Annotated in this window: 14 protein-coding genes and 1 tRNA gene; 8 read left to right on the forward strand and 7 right to left on the reverse strand. The window is 61.3% G+C overall.

Going from position 1 to position 16,508, the window contains the following annotated elements; genetic code table 11:
* Nucleotides 1–7: 7 nt before the first annotated feature.
* Nucleotides 8–1,762, reverse strand: coding sequence for a TadG family pilus assembly protein (locus NKI69_RS15020; protein ID WP_023808501.1), 1,755 nt, complete (start codon nt 1,760–1,762; stop codon nt 8–10).
* The gene (locus NKI69_RS15025; protein WP_196815282.1) at nt 1,763–2,218 is read right to left on the reverse strand and encodes a TadE/TadG family type IV pilus assembly protein; all 456 of its coding nucleotides are present in this window, start codon (nt 2,216–2,218) and stop codon (nt 1,763–1,765) included.
* Between the two features lie 368 nt (nt 2,219–2,586).
* Between NKI69_RS15025 and NKI69_RS15030 the strand changes: the two genes are divergently transcribed.
* The 4 genes from NKI69_RS15030 (at nt 2,587) to NKI69_RS15045 (ending at nt 8,016) form a co-directional block, all read left to right on the forward strand.
* Nucleotides 2,587–4,179, forward strand: a complete 1,593-nt coding sequence (locus NKI69_RS15030; protein ID WP_023808499.1) for a peptide ABC transporter substrate-binding protein — start codon at nt 2,587–2,589, stop codon at nt 4,177–4,179.
* Between the two features lie 163 nt (nt 4,180–4,342).
* Entirely contained in the window at nt 4,343–5,266 is a 924-nt protein-coding gene (locus tag NKI69_RS15035) for an ABC transporter permease subunit (RefSeq protein WP_027035849.1), read from the forward strand.
* The gene (locus NKI69_RS15040) at nt 5,259–6,380 is read left to right on the forward strand and encodes an ABC transporter permease (RefSeq protein WP_352721812.1); all 1,122 of its coding nucleotides are present in this window, start codon (nt 5,259–5,261) and stop codon (nt 6,378–6,380) included. The genes NKI69_RS15035 and NKI69_RS15040 overlap by 8 nt, the downstream gene beginning before the upstream one ends.
* 16 nt (nt 6,381–6,396) lie before the next feature.
* Nucleotides 6,397–8,016: an ABC transporter ATP-binding protein gene (locus tag NKI69_RS15045; RefSeq protein ID WP_352721814.1), complete on the forward strand. Its 1,620-nt coding sequence runs from the start codon at nt 6,397–6,399 to the stop codon at nt 8,014–8,016.
* A 33-nt stretch (nt 8,017–8,049) separates the two neighbouring features.
* Here the strand turns inward: NKI69_RS15045 and NKI69_RS15050 are convergent, their stop codons facing one another.
* From NKI69_RS15050 to NKI69_RS15060, 3 genes are all read right to left on the reverse strand, one after another.
* Nucleotides 8,050–8,394, reverse strand: a complete 345-nt coding sequence (locus NKI69_RS15050) for a hypothetical protein (RefSeq protein ID WP_023808495.1) — start codon at nt 8,392–8,394, stop codon at nt 8,050–8,052.
* Between the two features lie 223 nt (nt 8,395–8,617).
* Nucleotides 8,618–9,058, reverse strand: coding sequence for a hypothetical protein (locus NKI69_RS15055; RefSeq protein WP_023808494.1), 441 nt, complete (start codon nt 9,056–9,058; stop codon nt 8,618–8,620).
* 6 nt (nt 9,059–9,064) lie between these two features.
* Nucleotides 9,065–9,280 carry a hypothetical protein gene (locus NKI69_RS15060; protein WP_127295641.1) on the reverse strand — a complete coding sequence of 72 codons (216 nt, stop codon included), beginning with the start codon at nt 9,278–9,280 and terminating at the stop codon, nt 9,065–9,067.
* 184 nt (nt 9,281–9,464) lie between these two features.
* Between NKI69_RS15060 and NKI69_RS15065 the strand changes: the two genes are divergently transcribed.
* Complete coding sequence (locus NKI69_RS15065; protein WP_352721817.1) at nt 9,465–9,752, forward strand: hypothetical protein; 288 nt, start codon at nt 9,465–9,467, stop codon at nt 9,750–9,752.
* 616 nt (nt 9,753–10,368) lie between these two features.
* Here NKI69_RS15065 and NKI69_RS15070 read toward each other — a convergent pair.
* A tRNA-Pro gene (locus NKI69_RS15070) sits at nt 10,369–10,445 on the reverse strand.
* Nucleotides 10,446–10,645: 200 nt separating this feature from the next.
* Here NKI69_RS15070 and NKI69_RS15075 point away from each other — a divergent pair.
* The 3 genes from NKI69_RS15075 to NKI69_RS15085 are packed head-to-tail and all read left to right on the forward strand — an operon-like array spanning nt 10,646 to nt 15,028.
* Nucleotides 10,646–12,166 (forward strand): phosphomannomutase/phosphoglucomutase, encoded by a 1,521-nt coding sequence (locus tag NKI69_RS15075; protein WP_023812760.1) that lies wholly within the window; start codon nt 10,646–10,648, stop codon nt 12,164–12,166.
* Nucleotides 12,167–12,177: 11 nt separating this feature from the next.
* Nucleotides 12,178–14,415, forward strand: a complete 2,238-nt coding sequence (locus tag NKI69_RS15080; RefSeq protein WP_352721819.1) for a mannose-1-phosphate guanylyltransferase/mannose-6-phosphate isomerase — start codon at nt 12,178–12,180, stop codon at nt 14,413–14,415.
* Between the two features lie 4 nt (nt 14,416–14,419).
* Nucleotides 14,420–15,028 (forward strand): STM3941 family protein, encoded by a 609-nt coding sequence (locus NKI69_RS15085; RefSeq protein ID WP_128302967.1) that lies wholly within the window; start codon nt 14,420–14,422, stop codon nt 15,026–15,028.
* 6 nt (nt 15,029–15,034) lie between these two features.
* Here NKI69_RS15085 and betB read toward each other — a convergent pair whose 3' ends face one another.
* Nucleotides 15,035–16,498, reverse strand: a complete 1,464-nt coding sequence (betB, locus tag NKI69_RS15090) for a betaine-aldehyde dehydrogenase (RefSeq protein ID WP_128302968.1) — start codon at nt 16,496–16,498, stop codon at nt 15,035–15,037.
* Nucleotides 16,499–16,508: the final 10 nt, after the last annotated feature.

Here is a 16,508-nt window from a genome sequence, read left to right on the forward strand (position 1 = left end):
GACTGCTCTACTGCACCAGCACGGAGCGTCCACAAGTCGCACCGGTGACCCGGACATCCGCCTCGCCGAGACGCACGCCAAGGGCTCCAAGCAGGTTGGCAAGCAAGGTATCGATCGGGGCTGCCACGCTGTTCAGAAGTGCCACCACCGGCGGCTTCACAAATCCCAGAAGGGCGTCCAGATTCAGCGGCAGGCCGAGTAAATTCGCCGTCAGCGACAGGCCGCTGACCAGCGACGTAGTCAACGATTGGGTAAAGTTTTGCGTGTAAGCGGTCCTTATCGTCTTGGCATCGATGTCGGCCTTGTTGAAAGTCAGCGTCGTCGCGGGGTTATTGGCCATGTTAAACGCCGCCGAGCCCACTACGGACACCACGGGGATGAGCAGAAGTTTCACGGCCGCGATTTCGGTGTTGGAAAACGTCTCCTTATTGGTGAAATCGGCAAAGCCGGCGCTGCTGCTGTCACCGAGATGTCCTTCGACGATACCGGGACGTGTAGCAACGGTGACCTTGATACTGTCAGGGCCTGTTGGACAACTTATGTCCATGAGCTTGGCCTCGGCATAGGCGACTTCGACATGCAGGGGCAAACTGACCGATACCAAGGTGATACCGCCTCCGACATTTTTGTTGCCGCCCCCGATCTTCACTATTAGCTTGATGCGGGTCTGCGCCGTCCGCACAATGGCGCCGACCTCGCCAACCGCCAGCCATGGCGAGGATTGCGGCGGTTCGCCGATAGCGATGGCGAGCGTGGTCGACAGCACCCCCGGAATGGCGGCGCCGAGCGCGACGTCGACCTGCTTCGAACCGTTTGCCAGTCCGGCGGCGGCGGTCAGCATGCCCATCGCACTGGCATCGACGCCAAGGCCGGCCGGCTTTTGGCCGAGGCCCAACTTGCCGACGGAGCCGAGATCGACCAGATGACTGAGCGGGATCTTGACCGTGCTGGTCGACTTGGAAGCGATCGTCTGCAGGGCGACCTTGGCCGTGTTGCCAAGCCCCGGCACATTGGCCATGGCCGTGGCGATTTGGCCGACGGTCGCCTTCGATGCCAGCACATCCGTATACGATACGCCGGTCAGGTTCAACTGTGTGGCAAGGCCGTCGACGAAGGAGAGCACGCTCACATCCGCAGAGAGCAGCGCGTTGTAGTCCATGACGCTGAGCGAGATGTTGCTGCCGAGAAGTCCGCCGAGAAGCGCGTTGAGGATACCGCCATCGAGGCTGGCGAGCCTCGATCCGACCGAGAACGTCGCCTGCGGCGTCATGCTGGCGATGGCTTGGGTGCCGATGACGGGAGTGGGGATCAGCGAACTCGCGAAATAGCGGGCCGGGATCTTCTTCAGGGTGACACGGACGGCATTGTAGGGTGTTACGCTGGCCTGGAAACGCTGGCCCACATTGGCGCCGGATGCCACATATCGCCCGGGTGTGACCGTCACGACGGTTTTGCCGGCCGCCGGCTCGATCGTCTGTCCCGAGCTTTGAACGACAACCCCTGGCATGCCGTTGTCGGTCAGCGTGGTGACAACCGCGGTGTTGACTTTGGTCATGTTCGAGGCGGCGGTGATCGCCGCCAGATCCACCATTGCCTGTGCTTCGCGGCGCTCGGTGTAGATCGAGGCTTCGTCGATGGCCACCGCGGCCAGCGCCAGCGCCACCGGCGCGCTCAATGCCGCCATGACGGTGAAGTTCGCTTTCCTGTCACCCAGCATCAACCGGGCAAGCCGACCGATCCCATTGCACGCATGCAGCAGCATTTAAATGCCCCCGACCCTAATCGTTGACTGGCGCTTGATGGTGGTCCCGGGCATGGCTATGCCCGGGAAAAGGTTCCAGATCGGCAGGTTGCGGGCATCGTACTGGATGGCCACCACGAACTGGCTTCCATCGGCCGCGCTGTCGTTGGCCTGGTAGGTCAACTTGCTGACATCCACGAAGGGATATCCGCCGGCATTGTTGGTGACGAAGCTGGCCACGAGCGTCTGGCGCTCGGTCTGGTTCAGCCCGGCAATGGCCGTGCGGGCCGCATCCGCTGCGATCTGCTGGATCGAGTTGGCGGCGCCGAAATATATACCGTATGCAACCATTCCGAGTAGAAGAAGAATGAAGATCGGCGAGAGTAAGGCAAATTCAACCGCTGAAGTTCCACGTTCTTCTTGAAATTTTCGCACCAAATGAAAGACTTTGGGCAATTTACTTGCTCCGTTGCTCATAGCCGCCACGCGTCTGAGATCGAACTGTATAGAAGGCAATCGTAATGTAACCTGTGGTTGCTTAAGAACGCATTAAGACATTCCGGCAAACTGGCGTGGCTCCGATTCGCGGTGAAAAATGGCGTCGAGGTGAAGAAACCAAGTCAAGCTTCTGGTTTCGGCTGGTGTTTCAGCGGCCACGCCATAGCTTTCGTCCGCCTTACTTTGGGTGACCCAGAGAGTCTGTTGAAATAAAAATTCTCCGCGTTAGTGTCTGGGCACGAGCCGCAGGACGGGAACCAGCGGCGCGCTCAAAGGGGTCAGATATCGGCTCCAGGGCGTCAACACTTAATAGGCGCGCCAACGGCAGCGCCGACAGGGAGAACTTCATGCTGAAAAACATGCTGAAGGCGACGGTGCTCGCCACGACCATGGCGCTGGCCGCCGGCACGTTCTACACGCCGGCTTTCGCCGAGACCGTCTATAACAGAGGCAGCGCCGCCGAAGCGGAGACGGTCGATCCGCACAAGACCTCGACAGTCTACGAAGCCGATATCATACGCGACCTGTTCCAGGGCCTGGTCATGCATGACCAGAAGACGAACCTCATTCCGGGCGCGGCCGAAAGCTGGACAGTGTCCGACGACGGCACTGTCTACACCTTCAAGCTGCGCAAGGATGGCCTCTGGTCGGATGGCAGCCCGGTGACGGCGGACGACTTCGTCTATTCGTTTCGTCGGCTGGAAGACCCGGCCACCGCTGCCGAATACGCCTCGATGCTGTACCCGGTGAAGGGTGCGGAGGACGTCAACACCAAGAAGGGCAAGCCGGAGGATATGGGTGTCAAAGCGATTGATGCAAATACCCTCGAAGTCACGCTGAAGGCGCCGACGCCTTACTTCCTGGAGATGCTGACCCATCAGGCCACCTATCCGGTCAACAAGGCTTCGATCGACAAGCTCGGCGCCGACTGGATCAAGGCGGGTAATCTCGTTTCGAACGGCGCCTATACGCTGGCCGAGTGGATTCCCAACGACCACATGAAGCTGGTCAAGAATCCGAAATTCTGGGACGCCGCGACCGTCAAGATGGACGTCGTCAACTATATCCCGACCGAAGACCGCTCATCGGCGATGAAGCGCTTCGAGGCCGGCGAACTCGACAGCTACGGCGACCTGCCGACCGAACAGCTCGCTGACCTCAAGACCAAGTTCGGCGACCAGGTCCGCGTCGGACCTTATCTCGGCACCTATTATTATGCGATCAAGACCGACAAGGCGCCGTGGGACAATGTCGAACTGCGCAACGCCATCTCGATGGCGATCGACCGCGACTTCCTCGCCGAGAAGGTCTGGCAGAACTCGATGCTGCCTGGCTATTCGATGGTGCCTCCGGGCATCGCGGGCTACTCGCCGGCAACGGCCAAATACGCCGACATGTCGCAGATCGACCGCGAGGACGCTGCCAAGAAGACCCTCGAGAAACTCGGCTATACGCCCGAGCATCCCTTGAAGATGGAGATCCGCTACAACACGTCGGAAAACCACAAGAACACGGCCGTCGCCATCCAGGAACAGTTGAAGCCGCTCGGCGTCGACGTCTCGCTCGTCAACACCGACACCAAGACCCACTACTCCTTCCTCGAGCAGAAGGGCGACTACGACGTGGCGCGTGCCGCCTGGATCGCCGACTACAAGGATCCGGAGACCTTCCTCGGCATCACCCGCAAGGCCAGCGGCAACAACTATTCGAGCTATGTCAGCCCGGCATATGAAGCGGCCATGGACAAGGCTGCGGCTGCCGGCGGCAAGCCGGAAGAGCGCATGAAGGACCTCGCTGAAGCCGAGCGCATCCTTGTCGATGACGTCGGTAACATTCCGCTTCTCTACTACAGCTTCCACGACATCGTTTCCTCGAAGCTGCATGGCTTCGACGACAATGTGATGGACATCCATCCGTCCCGCTTCATCAGCAAGGACTGATCCTTAGCCGGGCCGCCGCGCAACTCATGCGCGGCGGTGCTGGTTTGCCATCGCATCGGTCCGGAAACCGGAATCGATTTTCGGCATGTCGGTGCGAAGATTTGAAGGCTAGAGCGCAACCGTCCGGCTGGACGCGCGTTGCTCTGGATCAAGCGGGGCACCGATGCTGCGATACGTATTACGGCGGCTTCTGACCGCCATCCCGACGCTGTTCGTCATCGTGACCATGGCGTTTTTCCTGATGCGCGTCGCGCCGGGCGGCCCATTCAACCAAGAGCGGGGGCTGAGCCCCGAGATCAAGGCCAATCTCGAAGCCCAGTTCGGCCTCAACGACCCGCTCTGGCTGCAATTCGTCCATTATCTCGGCAATCTGCTGCGCGGCAATTTCGGCCCGAGCTACAACATGCCGGACTTCACCGTCACCGAACTCTTCGCCAAGGGCCTGCCTATATCGGTTCAGCTCGGCGCCTCGGCGCTCGTCCTGGCGCTGCTGCTCGGTTGTGTGCTCGGCACCATTGCGGCGCTTAACCAGAACAAGCTTGGCGACTATACGGTGATCGCGCTGGCGACGGCCGGCAGCACCATCCCAACCTTCGTCATCGCGCCGGTGATCCAACTCCTGTTCGGGCTGACCTGGAGGCTGCTGCCGATCGGTGGGTGGGGCGATGGCGCTTTCATCAACAAGGTCGGTCCGGTGTTGACGCTCGCTCTGCCGCAGATCGCCATCGTCGCCCGGCTGATGCGTGGCTCGATGATCGAATCCTTACGGTCCCATCACATCCGCACGGCGCGCGCGCTCGGCCTGTCCGATTGGTCGGTGGTGGTCAAGCACGCGCTGCGCGGCGCCATCCTGCCGATCGTCTCCTTCACCGGTCCGGCGGCGGCGGCATTGCTGACCGGCTCGGTCATTGTCGAGACGATCTTCTCCATTCCAGGCGTTGGCCGCTATTTCGTCGATGCCGCGCTCAATCGTGACTACACGCTGGTGATGGGAACGGTGGTGGTGATCGCCATCTTTACCATTGTCTTCAACCTGATCGTCGACGTCATGTACGCGGTCGTCGATCCGAGGGTGCGCTATGACTGACATCACAGCCACAGCCCCCGCCGTCATCGGCCGTTCACTCTGGGGGGATGCCTGGGCGCGTCTCAAGGCCAATCGCGCCGCCATGTTCAGCCTGTACTACCTTGCCCTGATCGGTGTCGTCAGCGTGTTCGGGCCGTGGTTCGTGCCACATCAATACACTACCATCTATGCCGACTATGTGCGCATGCCGCCAAGCCTGTCAGCCTATCCGAAGGCCGACATGGTCGAGACGGCGCTTACCGAAGCGATCAAGCGCATGCGGGTCGACATCAAGGAGTGGCGGCAGGAAGGCAACCAGGTCTTCGTCACCGTCAAGTCGACCAGGCCGATCGACGATCGCAACATCCGTTATCTCGACCGTTCCGATGCCTTTGACGGCACCAAGATCGAGAGCAAGTCGCCCGACGGTCTTGAAGCGACGATGAGCGCCTCGATCAAGCAGCAATATTTCCTGTTCGGCACCGACAACACCGGCCGGGACCTGTTGTCGCGCACGCTGATGGCCGGGCGCATATCGCTGGCCATCGGCCTGCTCGCGGGTGTCGTGGCGGTGGTCATCGGCGTGGTCTACGGGGCCGCTGCCGGCTTTGCCGGCGGCAAAATCGACGAGGTGATGATGCGCATCGTCGACGTGCTCTATTCCTTGCCCTTCATCTTCTTCGTCATCATGCTGGTGGTGTTCTTCGGCCGCAACTTCGTGCTGATGTTCCTGGCGGTCGGCGCCGTGCTGTGGCTCGACATGGCGCGCATCGTGCGCGGCCAGGCGCTGTCGATCCGCCGGCAGGAATATGTCCAGGCGGCGGAAGCCATGGGTGTCGGCCAGCGCGGTATCCTGCTGCGCCACGTCATTCCCAATCTGCTCGGCCCGGTGGTCATCTACATGACGCTGCTGGTGCCGCAGGTCATCATCCTGGAAAGTTTCCTGTCATTCCTGGGGCTCGGCGTACAGGAGCCGATGACCAGCTGGGGCGTGCTGATCTCGGTCGGCGCCAAGAACATCGGCACCGCCAACTGGCTGCTCCTGTTCCCCGCCTTCTTCCTCGTCTCGACGCTGTTCGCGCTGAATTTCGTCGGCGACGGCCTGCGCGACGCACTTGACCCAAGGGATCGCTAAGATGGGGATCGCCGAGATGGCTGCTTCCGAAACGATCCTCAGCGTCAAGGATCTGCGTGTCCGCTTCCGCACGCTTGACGGCGCCGTCGAAGCAGTCAAGGGCATCAACATCCATGTCAAATCTGGCGAGACCGTTGCCGTGGTTGGCGAATCCGGGTCCGGCAAAAGCCAGACGATGATGGCGGCGATGAGCCTGCTGGCATCGAATGGCGAAGCGACAGGCAGCGTCGATTATCGCGGCCGCAATCTTCTGACGCTCAGCAAATCCGAGCTCAACCAGGTTCGTGGCCGCAAGATCAGCATGATCTTTCAGGAGCCGATGACTTCGCTCGATCCGCTCTATTCGATTGGCAATCAGTTGATCGAGCCGATCCGCCGGCACCGGGGCCTGAATGCCCCCGACGCGCGGGAAGAGGCGCTCAAGCTGCTGCGGCTGGTGCATATTCCCGATCCCGAGCGGCGGATGAAATCCTATCCGCATGAAATGTCCGGTGGCCAGCGCCAGCGTGTGATGATCGCGATGGCGCTCGCCAACGACCCTGACATATTGATCGCCGACGAGCCGACGACGGCGCTCGACGTGACCATCCAGGCGCAGATCCTGATGCTTCTGGCCGAATTGCAGCGCAAGCTCGGCATGGCGATCGTCTTCATCACCCACGATCTTGGCATCGTCCGCCGCTTTGCCGACAGGGTCTATGTCATGCGCCAGGGCGAGGTTGTCGAGGAGGGGGAGGCGGAGGCCATCTTCGTCAATCCCCAGCATGCCTACACGAAAATGCTGCTGGCGGCCGAGCCGACCGGTAGCAAGGCGCCGCCGCCCGCCAATGCTCCGGTGCTGCTTGAAGGCAGAAATGTCGAAGTGACGTTCAGGATTGGCGGCGGGTTTCTTGCTGGTGAACCGCTGATGCTGCGTGCCGTCGATCACATCTCGATCCGGCTGCAGCGCAACCAGACCATCGGCATCGTTGGTGAATCCGGCTCGGGCAAGTCGACGCTCGGCCGCGCCTTGCTGCGGCTGTTGCCGAGCGACGGGCTTATCCGTTTCGGCGATCGCGACATTTCCCAAGCCGACAGGCAGGCGATGCGGCCGCTGCGGCGCCAGATGCAGCTCGTCTTCCAGGACCCGTTCGGCTCGCTGTCGCCGCGCATGACCGTCGGCCAGGTCATCACCGAAGGACTTCTGGTGCATGAGCCTGATCTCTCGGGCAAGCAGCGTGATCAACGCGCGGTCGACGCCTTGCGCGAGGTCGGCCTCGACCCCAACGCACGCAATCGCTACCCGCACGAATTCTCCGGCGGCCAGCGGCAGCGCATCGCCATTGCTCGCGCCATGATCCTGAAGCCCAGGCTGGTGGTATTGGATGAGCCGACCTCGGCGCTTGATCGCTCTGTGCAGAAACAGATCGTCGAACTGTTGCGCAAGCTGCAGGCGGACCACGAATTGTCCTATCTCTTCATCAGCCACGATCTGTCGGTCGTGCGCGCCATGGCCGACTACATCATCGTCATGAAACAGGGCAAGATCGTCGAGGAGGGGCCGACCGAGGCGATCTTCAGCGATCCGCGGCACGCTTACACACAGACGCTGATGGCCGCCGCGATCGACGTGACGCGATTTCGCCTGAGCGCCTGAACCAGGCTTCGCACCGATACACTGGCTGTCCGCTCAATTTGTGGAACTCGGGCACTTGCGTGCTCGCACAGCGGCAATGGCATCCTGTTGCTGCTTGAGCCGGTCGATCCTGGCTGTTTCACGGTTGGCCACCGCGGTCTTCACGCGTGAGCCGCCGAGCAGCCAGCGTGGAACATTGGTGTTGGCGACCTTGCCGCGCGTGATTGCCGTTTGCGAGATGTCACGGGCGACGTCTCCCATCGCCCTGTTGAGGTCGGTGCACGTCATCGAATCGTATTTCGCTGGATCGACGGTTCTGCCGAGCGATGAACAGCCAGCGACGAGAACCAGCGTCATCACGAGAATCAAGGGCGAGGCTGTGGTTGAATTCAAATTCATGTCGCACTCGGCCCGCCGTTCACTGACTCCATCAAGTTCACGACCCTAAGACCGACAGACCTTTTCGTCAAAATATGTGGCCTCGAAGAAACCTCCCACTGGGCCCGGCCTTTGCGGCCGACGCAGGAACATCTCAGTCACTGGAATTGCTATCTGCCGAGTGTTGGGCTCAATCGCTGGCAAACGGAGAGTACCGGTTCCGGCGACGTCGGGGCGGCCTTTCCTACGCTGCCTCGGCCACGAACCTCGACGGGGGGCAACCGCCGAGCACTGTCTGAGCGATGTCGGCGTCATTTTCATCGACATGCGCCGTCACCAGAACGACCCCTTCGGCAACCTCCTGATCATCCGCCTTTATGGCGGCCGTGGCGAATGTTCCAAACAGACCGGCAACGCCGCCACAGACCGCGCCAGCCACCGCTGTTGGCAATACGCCCGCAGCAACAGGATTGATGCCATAGGCCGCAACGGCACTCAGGCAGACCAACCCGCCGGCGGCAGCGCCAAATAACGATCCCAAAGCGGAAACCCGAAGAGATCCCGCCTCGTCATTGTAAGGCCCGATGATCGCGATCTGTACGCGAGGAATTCCGGCTGCCACCAAGTCGCTGGCGACCCGCGCCGCATCGACGGGGGAATCAAAAAGTCTGCAAATCGTCGGCATGGTCGCTTAACGCTTCTGGCTGTTCAGCGTCGTCTCGGTGAGGAATGACGCGGCAATCAGATCGTCAACCTCGATTGGGCCCTCGCCGCCCTCCATGATGGCTGCGACCTTCTGGAAGGTCTTCATCTCGTCTTCGGTAATCTGGGCTTCCTGCATCCTGGCTTTGATCTCTGTCATGCGCATGCTCAGGGCATAGGATTTCTTGGTCTCACGGTTCGACATGCTGCTGCTCATAGTTCATTGATCATTTTTTGCCCGCCACTCGAATTTGGGGCAAGGGGCAAACGTTTCCAACCCTGGACTTCGGTCGGGGAGGGGTCGGACCTAAGTCTGGTCGTGGGCCGCAATGGTCTTGCCGACGGCGCCGCCAAAGCATGACCCAGGAATGCGTGCCAAAAGGCCTTTCGTGGCCCGACTCATCAAGAATCGGGCCGGAGATCTGCGATCAGTACCCGTCGTTTTCGATCACAACGGGATGGTGCCGATGGTGGTGACGATGGGTGGAGACGGAACCTGTCACGACAACAGTATCGCGGTGATGATGCCGGCGCCCATGGTCATAGAACGCTACGGTACCATGGCGGCGGTGGTGCAAGCGCTGACCGTCTTCGTTGATGATCTTGACGCTTTCGTGATGTCGATGATGGGTTCTAACAACCACATCGGCTTCGGCTGCCGAAGCCACAACGGGTAGTCCAAGGGAAAGCGCCAACGCGCACATGATCATTGTTTTCATTGCAGTTTCTCCATTTTCTTAATTAGCCCTTCATTGGATAAACTGCCCCTGATCGCTTTGGTTCCGGTCGTCCGGCATCGACCCGAACGTTCACTGGTCATCGCTGGATCTCGTCAAACGGCGGAACATTAGGCGTGCCTGATGGTTTATTTCCCGCAGCCGGGATCACGATTTGGTGTCTGCTGCGGATCAGTCGGCAAAGGCTGGTCGGCCCGCGTTCTCTGCCAGAGGCGCGGGCTTCCCAGGCAACAGGAGAGAGATAATGAACAATATCATTTGGCTCGTTGGAGCTGTGGTCATCGTGATAGCGATCTTGAGCTTTTTTGGCCTCCGCTGAGGGGGACGCGCATACCAGTCGGGATGTTTACCCGAAACTGTCCGCGAGCGCACGCATGAAGGCATCAGGCGGCCGGTTGACTGGTTACTGTCCAGTGCAACGGGCATCGCTGTCGGCCGGGTCACAGAGGCACGGCGAATAGAAATTCGCCCATCCGACTGGCGGGGGACGCGAGTAATCTCGCTTGAGGGGCAGGCGGAGCGCCGAAGTCGGGATGCGCTAACTCTTTGTTTTTTCTGGTCGGAGTGGCAGGATTTGAACCTGCGACCCCCTCGTCCCGAACGAGGTGCGCTACCAGGCTGCGCTACACTCCGTGACCAGACCGCGGGCTTATAGCCGCCACACTTGGTTCCTGCAAGCGGCACGGCGGCACTTCTGTCGCATTTCGTCGGCTTTCGTCGAGCATTGCCCGAAAGGCCCGGATTCCCTTCCGGAATAAACGTGGCTTAAAGCCTTGTGTGCTAAGCCGCAGCCCTCGACAATTCGTAATTTCGGCCATTCGGAGTTTCCAGTCTTGTCCTTCAGCATCGTTGGCGACGCCCGGCCCAACAGTTTCGAATTCGAAACCGAAGCGCTGATCAAGCCATCCGGCTTTCGCGAATATGATGCGCGCTGGTGGTTCGGCCATCCCGGCTCCGCGCAACGACCGGAACTCAATCTGATCGGCGTCCAGGCGCTCGGCATGGGGCTTGGTACGCTGATCCGCCGTCTCGGCGCCGGTCCCGATATCGTCACCGGGCATGATTTCCGCTCCTATTCGCTGTCGATCAAACTGGCCCTGGTGTCCGGTTTGATGGCTGCAGGCGCACGGGTGAGGGACATCGGACTGGCGTTGTCGCCGATGGCGTATTTCGCTCAGTTCGCTTTGGATACGCCCTCGGTCGCCATGGTCACCGCTTCGCACAACGAAAATGGCTGGACCGGCGTCAAGATGGGTGCGGCGCGGCCGCTGACCTTCGGCCCGGAAGAGATGAGCGCGCTGAAAGCAATCGTGCTGTCCGGCGATTTTGACCTTGTCGGCGGCGGCTCCTACGATTTCATCCGCGACTTTCGCGCGACCTATCTCGACGATCTGACCCGCGACAAGCGCATCGCCCGAAAACTGAAAGTGGTCGCAGCCTGCGGCAATGGCACCGCCGGCGCCTTCGCGCCGCAAGCGTTGCAGCGCATCGGCTGCGAGGTCATCGCGCTCGACGTCGAGCTCGACCATACATTTCCGCGCTACAATCCCAATCCCGAGGACATGCGGATGCTGCATGCCATCCGGGACAAGGTGCTGGCATCAGGCGCCGACATCGGCCTTGGCTTCGACGGCGATGGCGACCGCTGCGGTGTCGTGGACAATGAAGGCAATGAAATTTTTGCCGACAAGGTCGGTGTGATGCTGGCAAGGGATATTTCCAGCCAGCATCCCAACTCGACCTTCGTCGTCGACGTCAAATCGACCGGCCTGTTCCATACCGACGCAATGCTGCGCGCCAATGGCGCCGTCACTGACTATTGGAAAACCGGCCATTCCTACATCAAGCGCCGCGTCGCCGAACTCGGTGCTGTCGCCGGTTTCGAAAAGTCGGGTCATTTCTTTTTCAATCCGCCGATCGGGCGCGGATATGACGACGGCCTGGTCACCGCCATCGCCATCTGCCAGATGCTGGATCGCAGCCCGGGCAGTTCGATGGCCGATCTTTATCGCGCGCTGCCGCTGACCTTTGGCACGCCGACCATGTCGCCGCACTGCGCGGACGAGGTGAAGTATGGTGTGGTCGAACGGGTGGTTGCCGATTTTCAGGCCATGAAGCGGGATGGAAGGGTTTTCGCTGGGCAGAAGATCGCAGACCTCATCACCGTCAACGGCGTGCGCGTCGTCGCCGACGACGGCACCTGGGGGCTGGTGCGTGCCTCGTCGAACAAACCGGAACTGGTCGTGGTGGTCGAAAGCCCGGTGTCGTCGCAGCGTCGACGGGAGATGTTCGAGGCTGTCGACGCCGTGCTGCGCCGCAGCTCCGAGGTGGGCGCCTACAACCAGACCTTTTGAATGGTAGTTGAATGACCGAGCGGATCGTCAGTTTTGTCATGAGCGGTGGCGTCGGCTCGCGGCTGTGGCCGCTGTCGCGCGAGGACAACCCCAAGCAGTTCCACGATCTGTCCGGCGACGGCTCGATGCTGGCCAAGACCTTGCGTCGGCTGACCGCCCGGCTGGAAGGCGGAACGCCGATCTTCCTGATCGCCGCGGAGCGCCATGCTGATCGCGTTCACGCCGATCTTGCTGGTCTCGACCTCGCCGGCGGCGGTCCGCTGTTCGAGCCGACCGGGCGCAACACAGCCGCCGCCGTCGCACTGGCGACGCTGCGCACACTGTCCGAGTTCGGCGACAGCCTGGTGCTGGTGGTGCCGTCTGACCATGAGATATCGACCCCGCGCCAGTTTTGGCAGAGCGTCGAAGCCGGCACCGAGGCTGCGCGCGTCGGCAGGCTGGTGGTGTTCGGCATCAAGCCGACGCAACCAGAGACCGGCTATGGCTATATCGAGGTCGCGGCCGAAAGCGGCGGCACCTTCGACGTGTCGCGCTTCGTCGAAAAGCCGGATATTGCGACTGCGCAGAGCTATCTCAAGGCCGGAAATTTCTACTGGAACACCGGCATCTTCCTGTTTCGCGCCAGCACCATGCGTGACGCCTTCATAGCGTTCCAGCCGGATATCTGGCAGGCCACCGAAGCAGCCTACAAGGCGGCGACATCGGATCTGTCGGGCCTTTACATGCCGCTGGAACTCTACGCCGCCATTCCGTCGAACTCGATCGACTACGCCATCATGGAGCGGGCAAAAGACATCGCCATGGTGCCGGCGGGCTTCCGCTGGAACGATCTCGGCTCGTGGCAGTCGCTGCTCGATGTCGGCCCCGCAGACGACCGGGGCAATGTCATCATCGGCGATGTCGTCGCCATCGATTGCGAGAATTCCTACATTCGCAGCGACGGCCGCCTGCTGTCGGCGATCGGCATGAAGGATATCGCCATCGTTTCGACATCGGATGCCACCTTCGTCGCCCCGGTCAGCCACAGCCAACACGTCAAGAAGATCGTCGAGCAGCTCGAAAAATCGGGTCGCCTGGAAACCAGGTTCACGCCGGCGCATGACCGCGTCATCGAAAGCGGCGCCTGGCGCCGGCGCGTGCATCACTGGCTGTTTCAGGAGACCTTGCCGCTGTGGTCGACATCGGGGGTCGACGAACGCCATGGCGGCTTTCACGAAGCGCTCGGCCTGGACGCCTCGCCGTTGATTAAGCCCAAGCGCATGCGCACCATGGCAAGACAGGTCTATGCTTTCGCCGTCGCCCGGGCGCGCGGCTGGGACGGCCCGGCCGATCGGTTGATCAGCCACGGCATCGCCTTCATGGCCGGCAAGGGCCGCACCGACAAAGGCGGCTGGGTTCGCACGCTGAATGTCGACGGTTCGGTCGCCGACGCCACCGAGGATGCCTACGATCATTCCTGCGTGCTCCTGGCACTGGCGCATGCGCATATGTCAGGCAATCCCGACGCCTTGCGCCTCGGCGAGGAAACCTTCGCCTTTCTCGATGCGCATCTCGAAGACAGCCGTATGACCGGCTTCCTTGAGACATCGGACGGCAAAGGCGAGCGCCGCTCCAACCCGCATATGCACCTGCTCGAGGCCTTTCTCGCCTGGCACCAGGCGACCGGCGAGCGCGCCCATCTGCGGCGCGCGGCGCGTATCATCGACCTCTTCCGCAGTCATTTCTTCGATCCGGAAAGCTGGACGCTTGGCGAGTATTTCGATGCCGAATGGAAACCCTCCGCCGGCGAGAAAGGGTCATGGACCGAGCCCGGCCACCATTTCGAGTGGGCCTCTTTGCTGGTAGATTTCGCCGGGCGTAGCGGCCAGGCCGAGTTGAGCGGCTTTGCCCGAAAACTTTACGCGTCGGCCACTGCCAATGGCCTCAACCGCGCCACCGGGCTTGCCTATGGCGCCGTCTCCAGGCAAGGCCTGCCGCTCGACCTGATATCCCGCAGTTGGCCGCAGGCCGAAGCCGTGAAGGCGGCGATCGCGCTGGATGGCTCTGGCGGCCCCGATCTCAAGCCGGAAATCGAAGCGCGCGTCGGCCGGCTGTTTCGCTGGCACATCGACCCGGCGCCGCTCGGCCTGTGGATCGACCGCATCGACGAGCGCGGCCGCTCGCTGGCATCGGACGTGCCGGCCAGCATCTTCTATCATCTGGTCTGCGCGCTGACCCAGTATCTGGACAGCACGGCGGAGAAGGGATGAGGCGTTGGGACAGACGACTGCCAAGGAATTTGTGGACGTTCCGGGTGACACAACTCTCTGGAAGACTCAGGACATTCCGCCACAAAGAATTGATCTTCCATTGGAGGTCGGTGGCCGCTTTCGTTGGTATTACCCAATCTTCGGAATCGCTGCCTTGTTGGCACTGTCCTCTTCGATAAAGTTCTATTTCGTCGCAGTCCAAAATTGGGAGCTCGGAAATTCACTCGACCGAATGGCGTGGGTAGCTGGAGTGATCGGATGCCTTTTTGTCAGCGTTCTCTTTGCGGGAATGTTGGTAAGGATGATAGTCGACGCCGCGAACTCTCTCCCATTGCTCATTCTTACCAGAGAAACGTTGTGGGATCAGCGTCAGTTAGACAAGCCAATCCAATGGAGCGATGTCGAGCGCATAAGGTTTCAGTCCGTCAGGGATACTACGGTCCTGTATCTGAAACTTGCGCAACCGGTGTATGTTAGGAGTGGACTGTTTCGGGTTGGTGGCGCGATAAAGAGCGGGCTCAGGTCAAATATAGTCGTCTTGCTGTCAGACTTGGAGGACGAGGATCTCGTTGAGAAGGTGATCGTCGCCCTTGCTAAAAAAGCCGAAATCTGAATCCATTCAATACGGGCTCGCCACGTCTCCAGTCTCGACATAGATCGACTTCAGCTGCGAATAGAGAGCCAGCGCTGCCAGCGAATTCTCGCGTCCGATGCCTGACTGCTTGAAGCCGCCGAAGGGGATTTCCACCGGCGTCAGATTGTAGGCGTTGATCCAGCAGGTGCCGGCCTGCAGTTCGGCGATGACGCGGTGGGCGCGTGGCAGGTCGCGGGTGAAGACGCCGGCAGCAAGGCCGAATTCGGTGTCGTTGGCGCGGTCGATCACTTCGTCCTCGCCGTCGAATTTCAGCACGCTCATCACCGGCCCGAAAATTTCCTCACGAGCGACACGCATGCCATCGGTGACGCCGGTGAACACCGTCGGCTCGACGAAGAACCCGCCCTGAAAACCCTGCAGTGAAGGCACGTTGCCGCCGCAGGCGAGAACGGCGCCGTCCAGCTTGCCGATTTCGATATAGCCGACCACCTTGTCGTGCTGCGCCTTGGAGACCAGCGGCCCCATCTGGGTTTCGGGATCGAGCGGATCGCCGATGCGGATTTTTTTGGTTCGCTCGACAAGGCGCTCGACGAAGCGGCCGTGGATGCCGCTCTGCACGAAGACGCGCGTGCCGTTGGAACAGATCTGGCCGGTCGAATAGAAATTGCCGAGCATGGCGCCGCCAATGGCGTTCTCGATGTCGGCATCGTCGAACACGATCAGCGGCGACTTGCCGCCGAGCTCCATCGTCGCGTGCTTCATTTTTGAGCCGGCCAGCGACAGCACCTTGCGGCCGGTCGGCACCGAGCCGGTCACCGAGACCTTGGCGACGACATCGTGGCCGACAAGCCCGGCGCCGACATCGCCATAGCCCTGCACGACATTGAACAGCCCGTCGGGCAGCCCGGCCTCGCTGTATATCTCGGCCAGCGCCAGCGCCGACAGCGGCGTGTTTTCCGACGGCTTGAACACCATGGCATTGCCCATGGCGAGCGCCGGTGCCGATTTCCAGCCGGCGATCTGGATCGGGTAGTTCCAGGCGCCGATGCCGACACAGACGCCGAGCGCTTCGCGCCTTGTGTAGGCGAAGGGTCCGCCGAGATCGACCGACTCGCCATTGTAGGCAGCAACCGCACCGCCGAAATATTCAAGGCAGTCCGCTGCCGAAGGGGCGTCCGCCACCAGCGTTTCCTGGATAGCCTTGCCGGTATCCAATGTCTCGATGCGGGCGAGGTCGGCGTTGCGCGCGCGCAATATGTCGGCTGCGCGGCGCAGGATGCGCCCGCGCTCGACCGGCTTCAGCCGCGCCCAGGCGGGCTGCGCAGCGCGGGCTGCCTCGACGGCGAGCTCCAGCACGTTCGGCGTCGCCGAACGCAGCATGGCGATGATCTCACCGGTTGCCGGATAGATGACCGGCAGCGGGGCGCCACCTTCGTCCTCGATGTAGCGTCCGTTGACATAGTGCGATGCCGTGGGCTGAGCGCGCATGGAAGTCTCC

Origin of the sequence: Mesorhizobium sp. M0491 (assembly GCF_040321265.1) — a bacterium.
GTDB lineage: Bacteria > Pseudomonadota > Alphaproteobacteria > Rhizobiales > Rhizobiaceae > Mesorhizobium.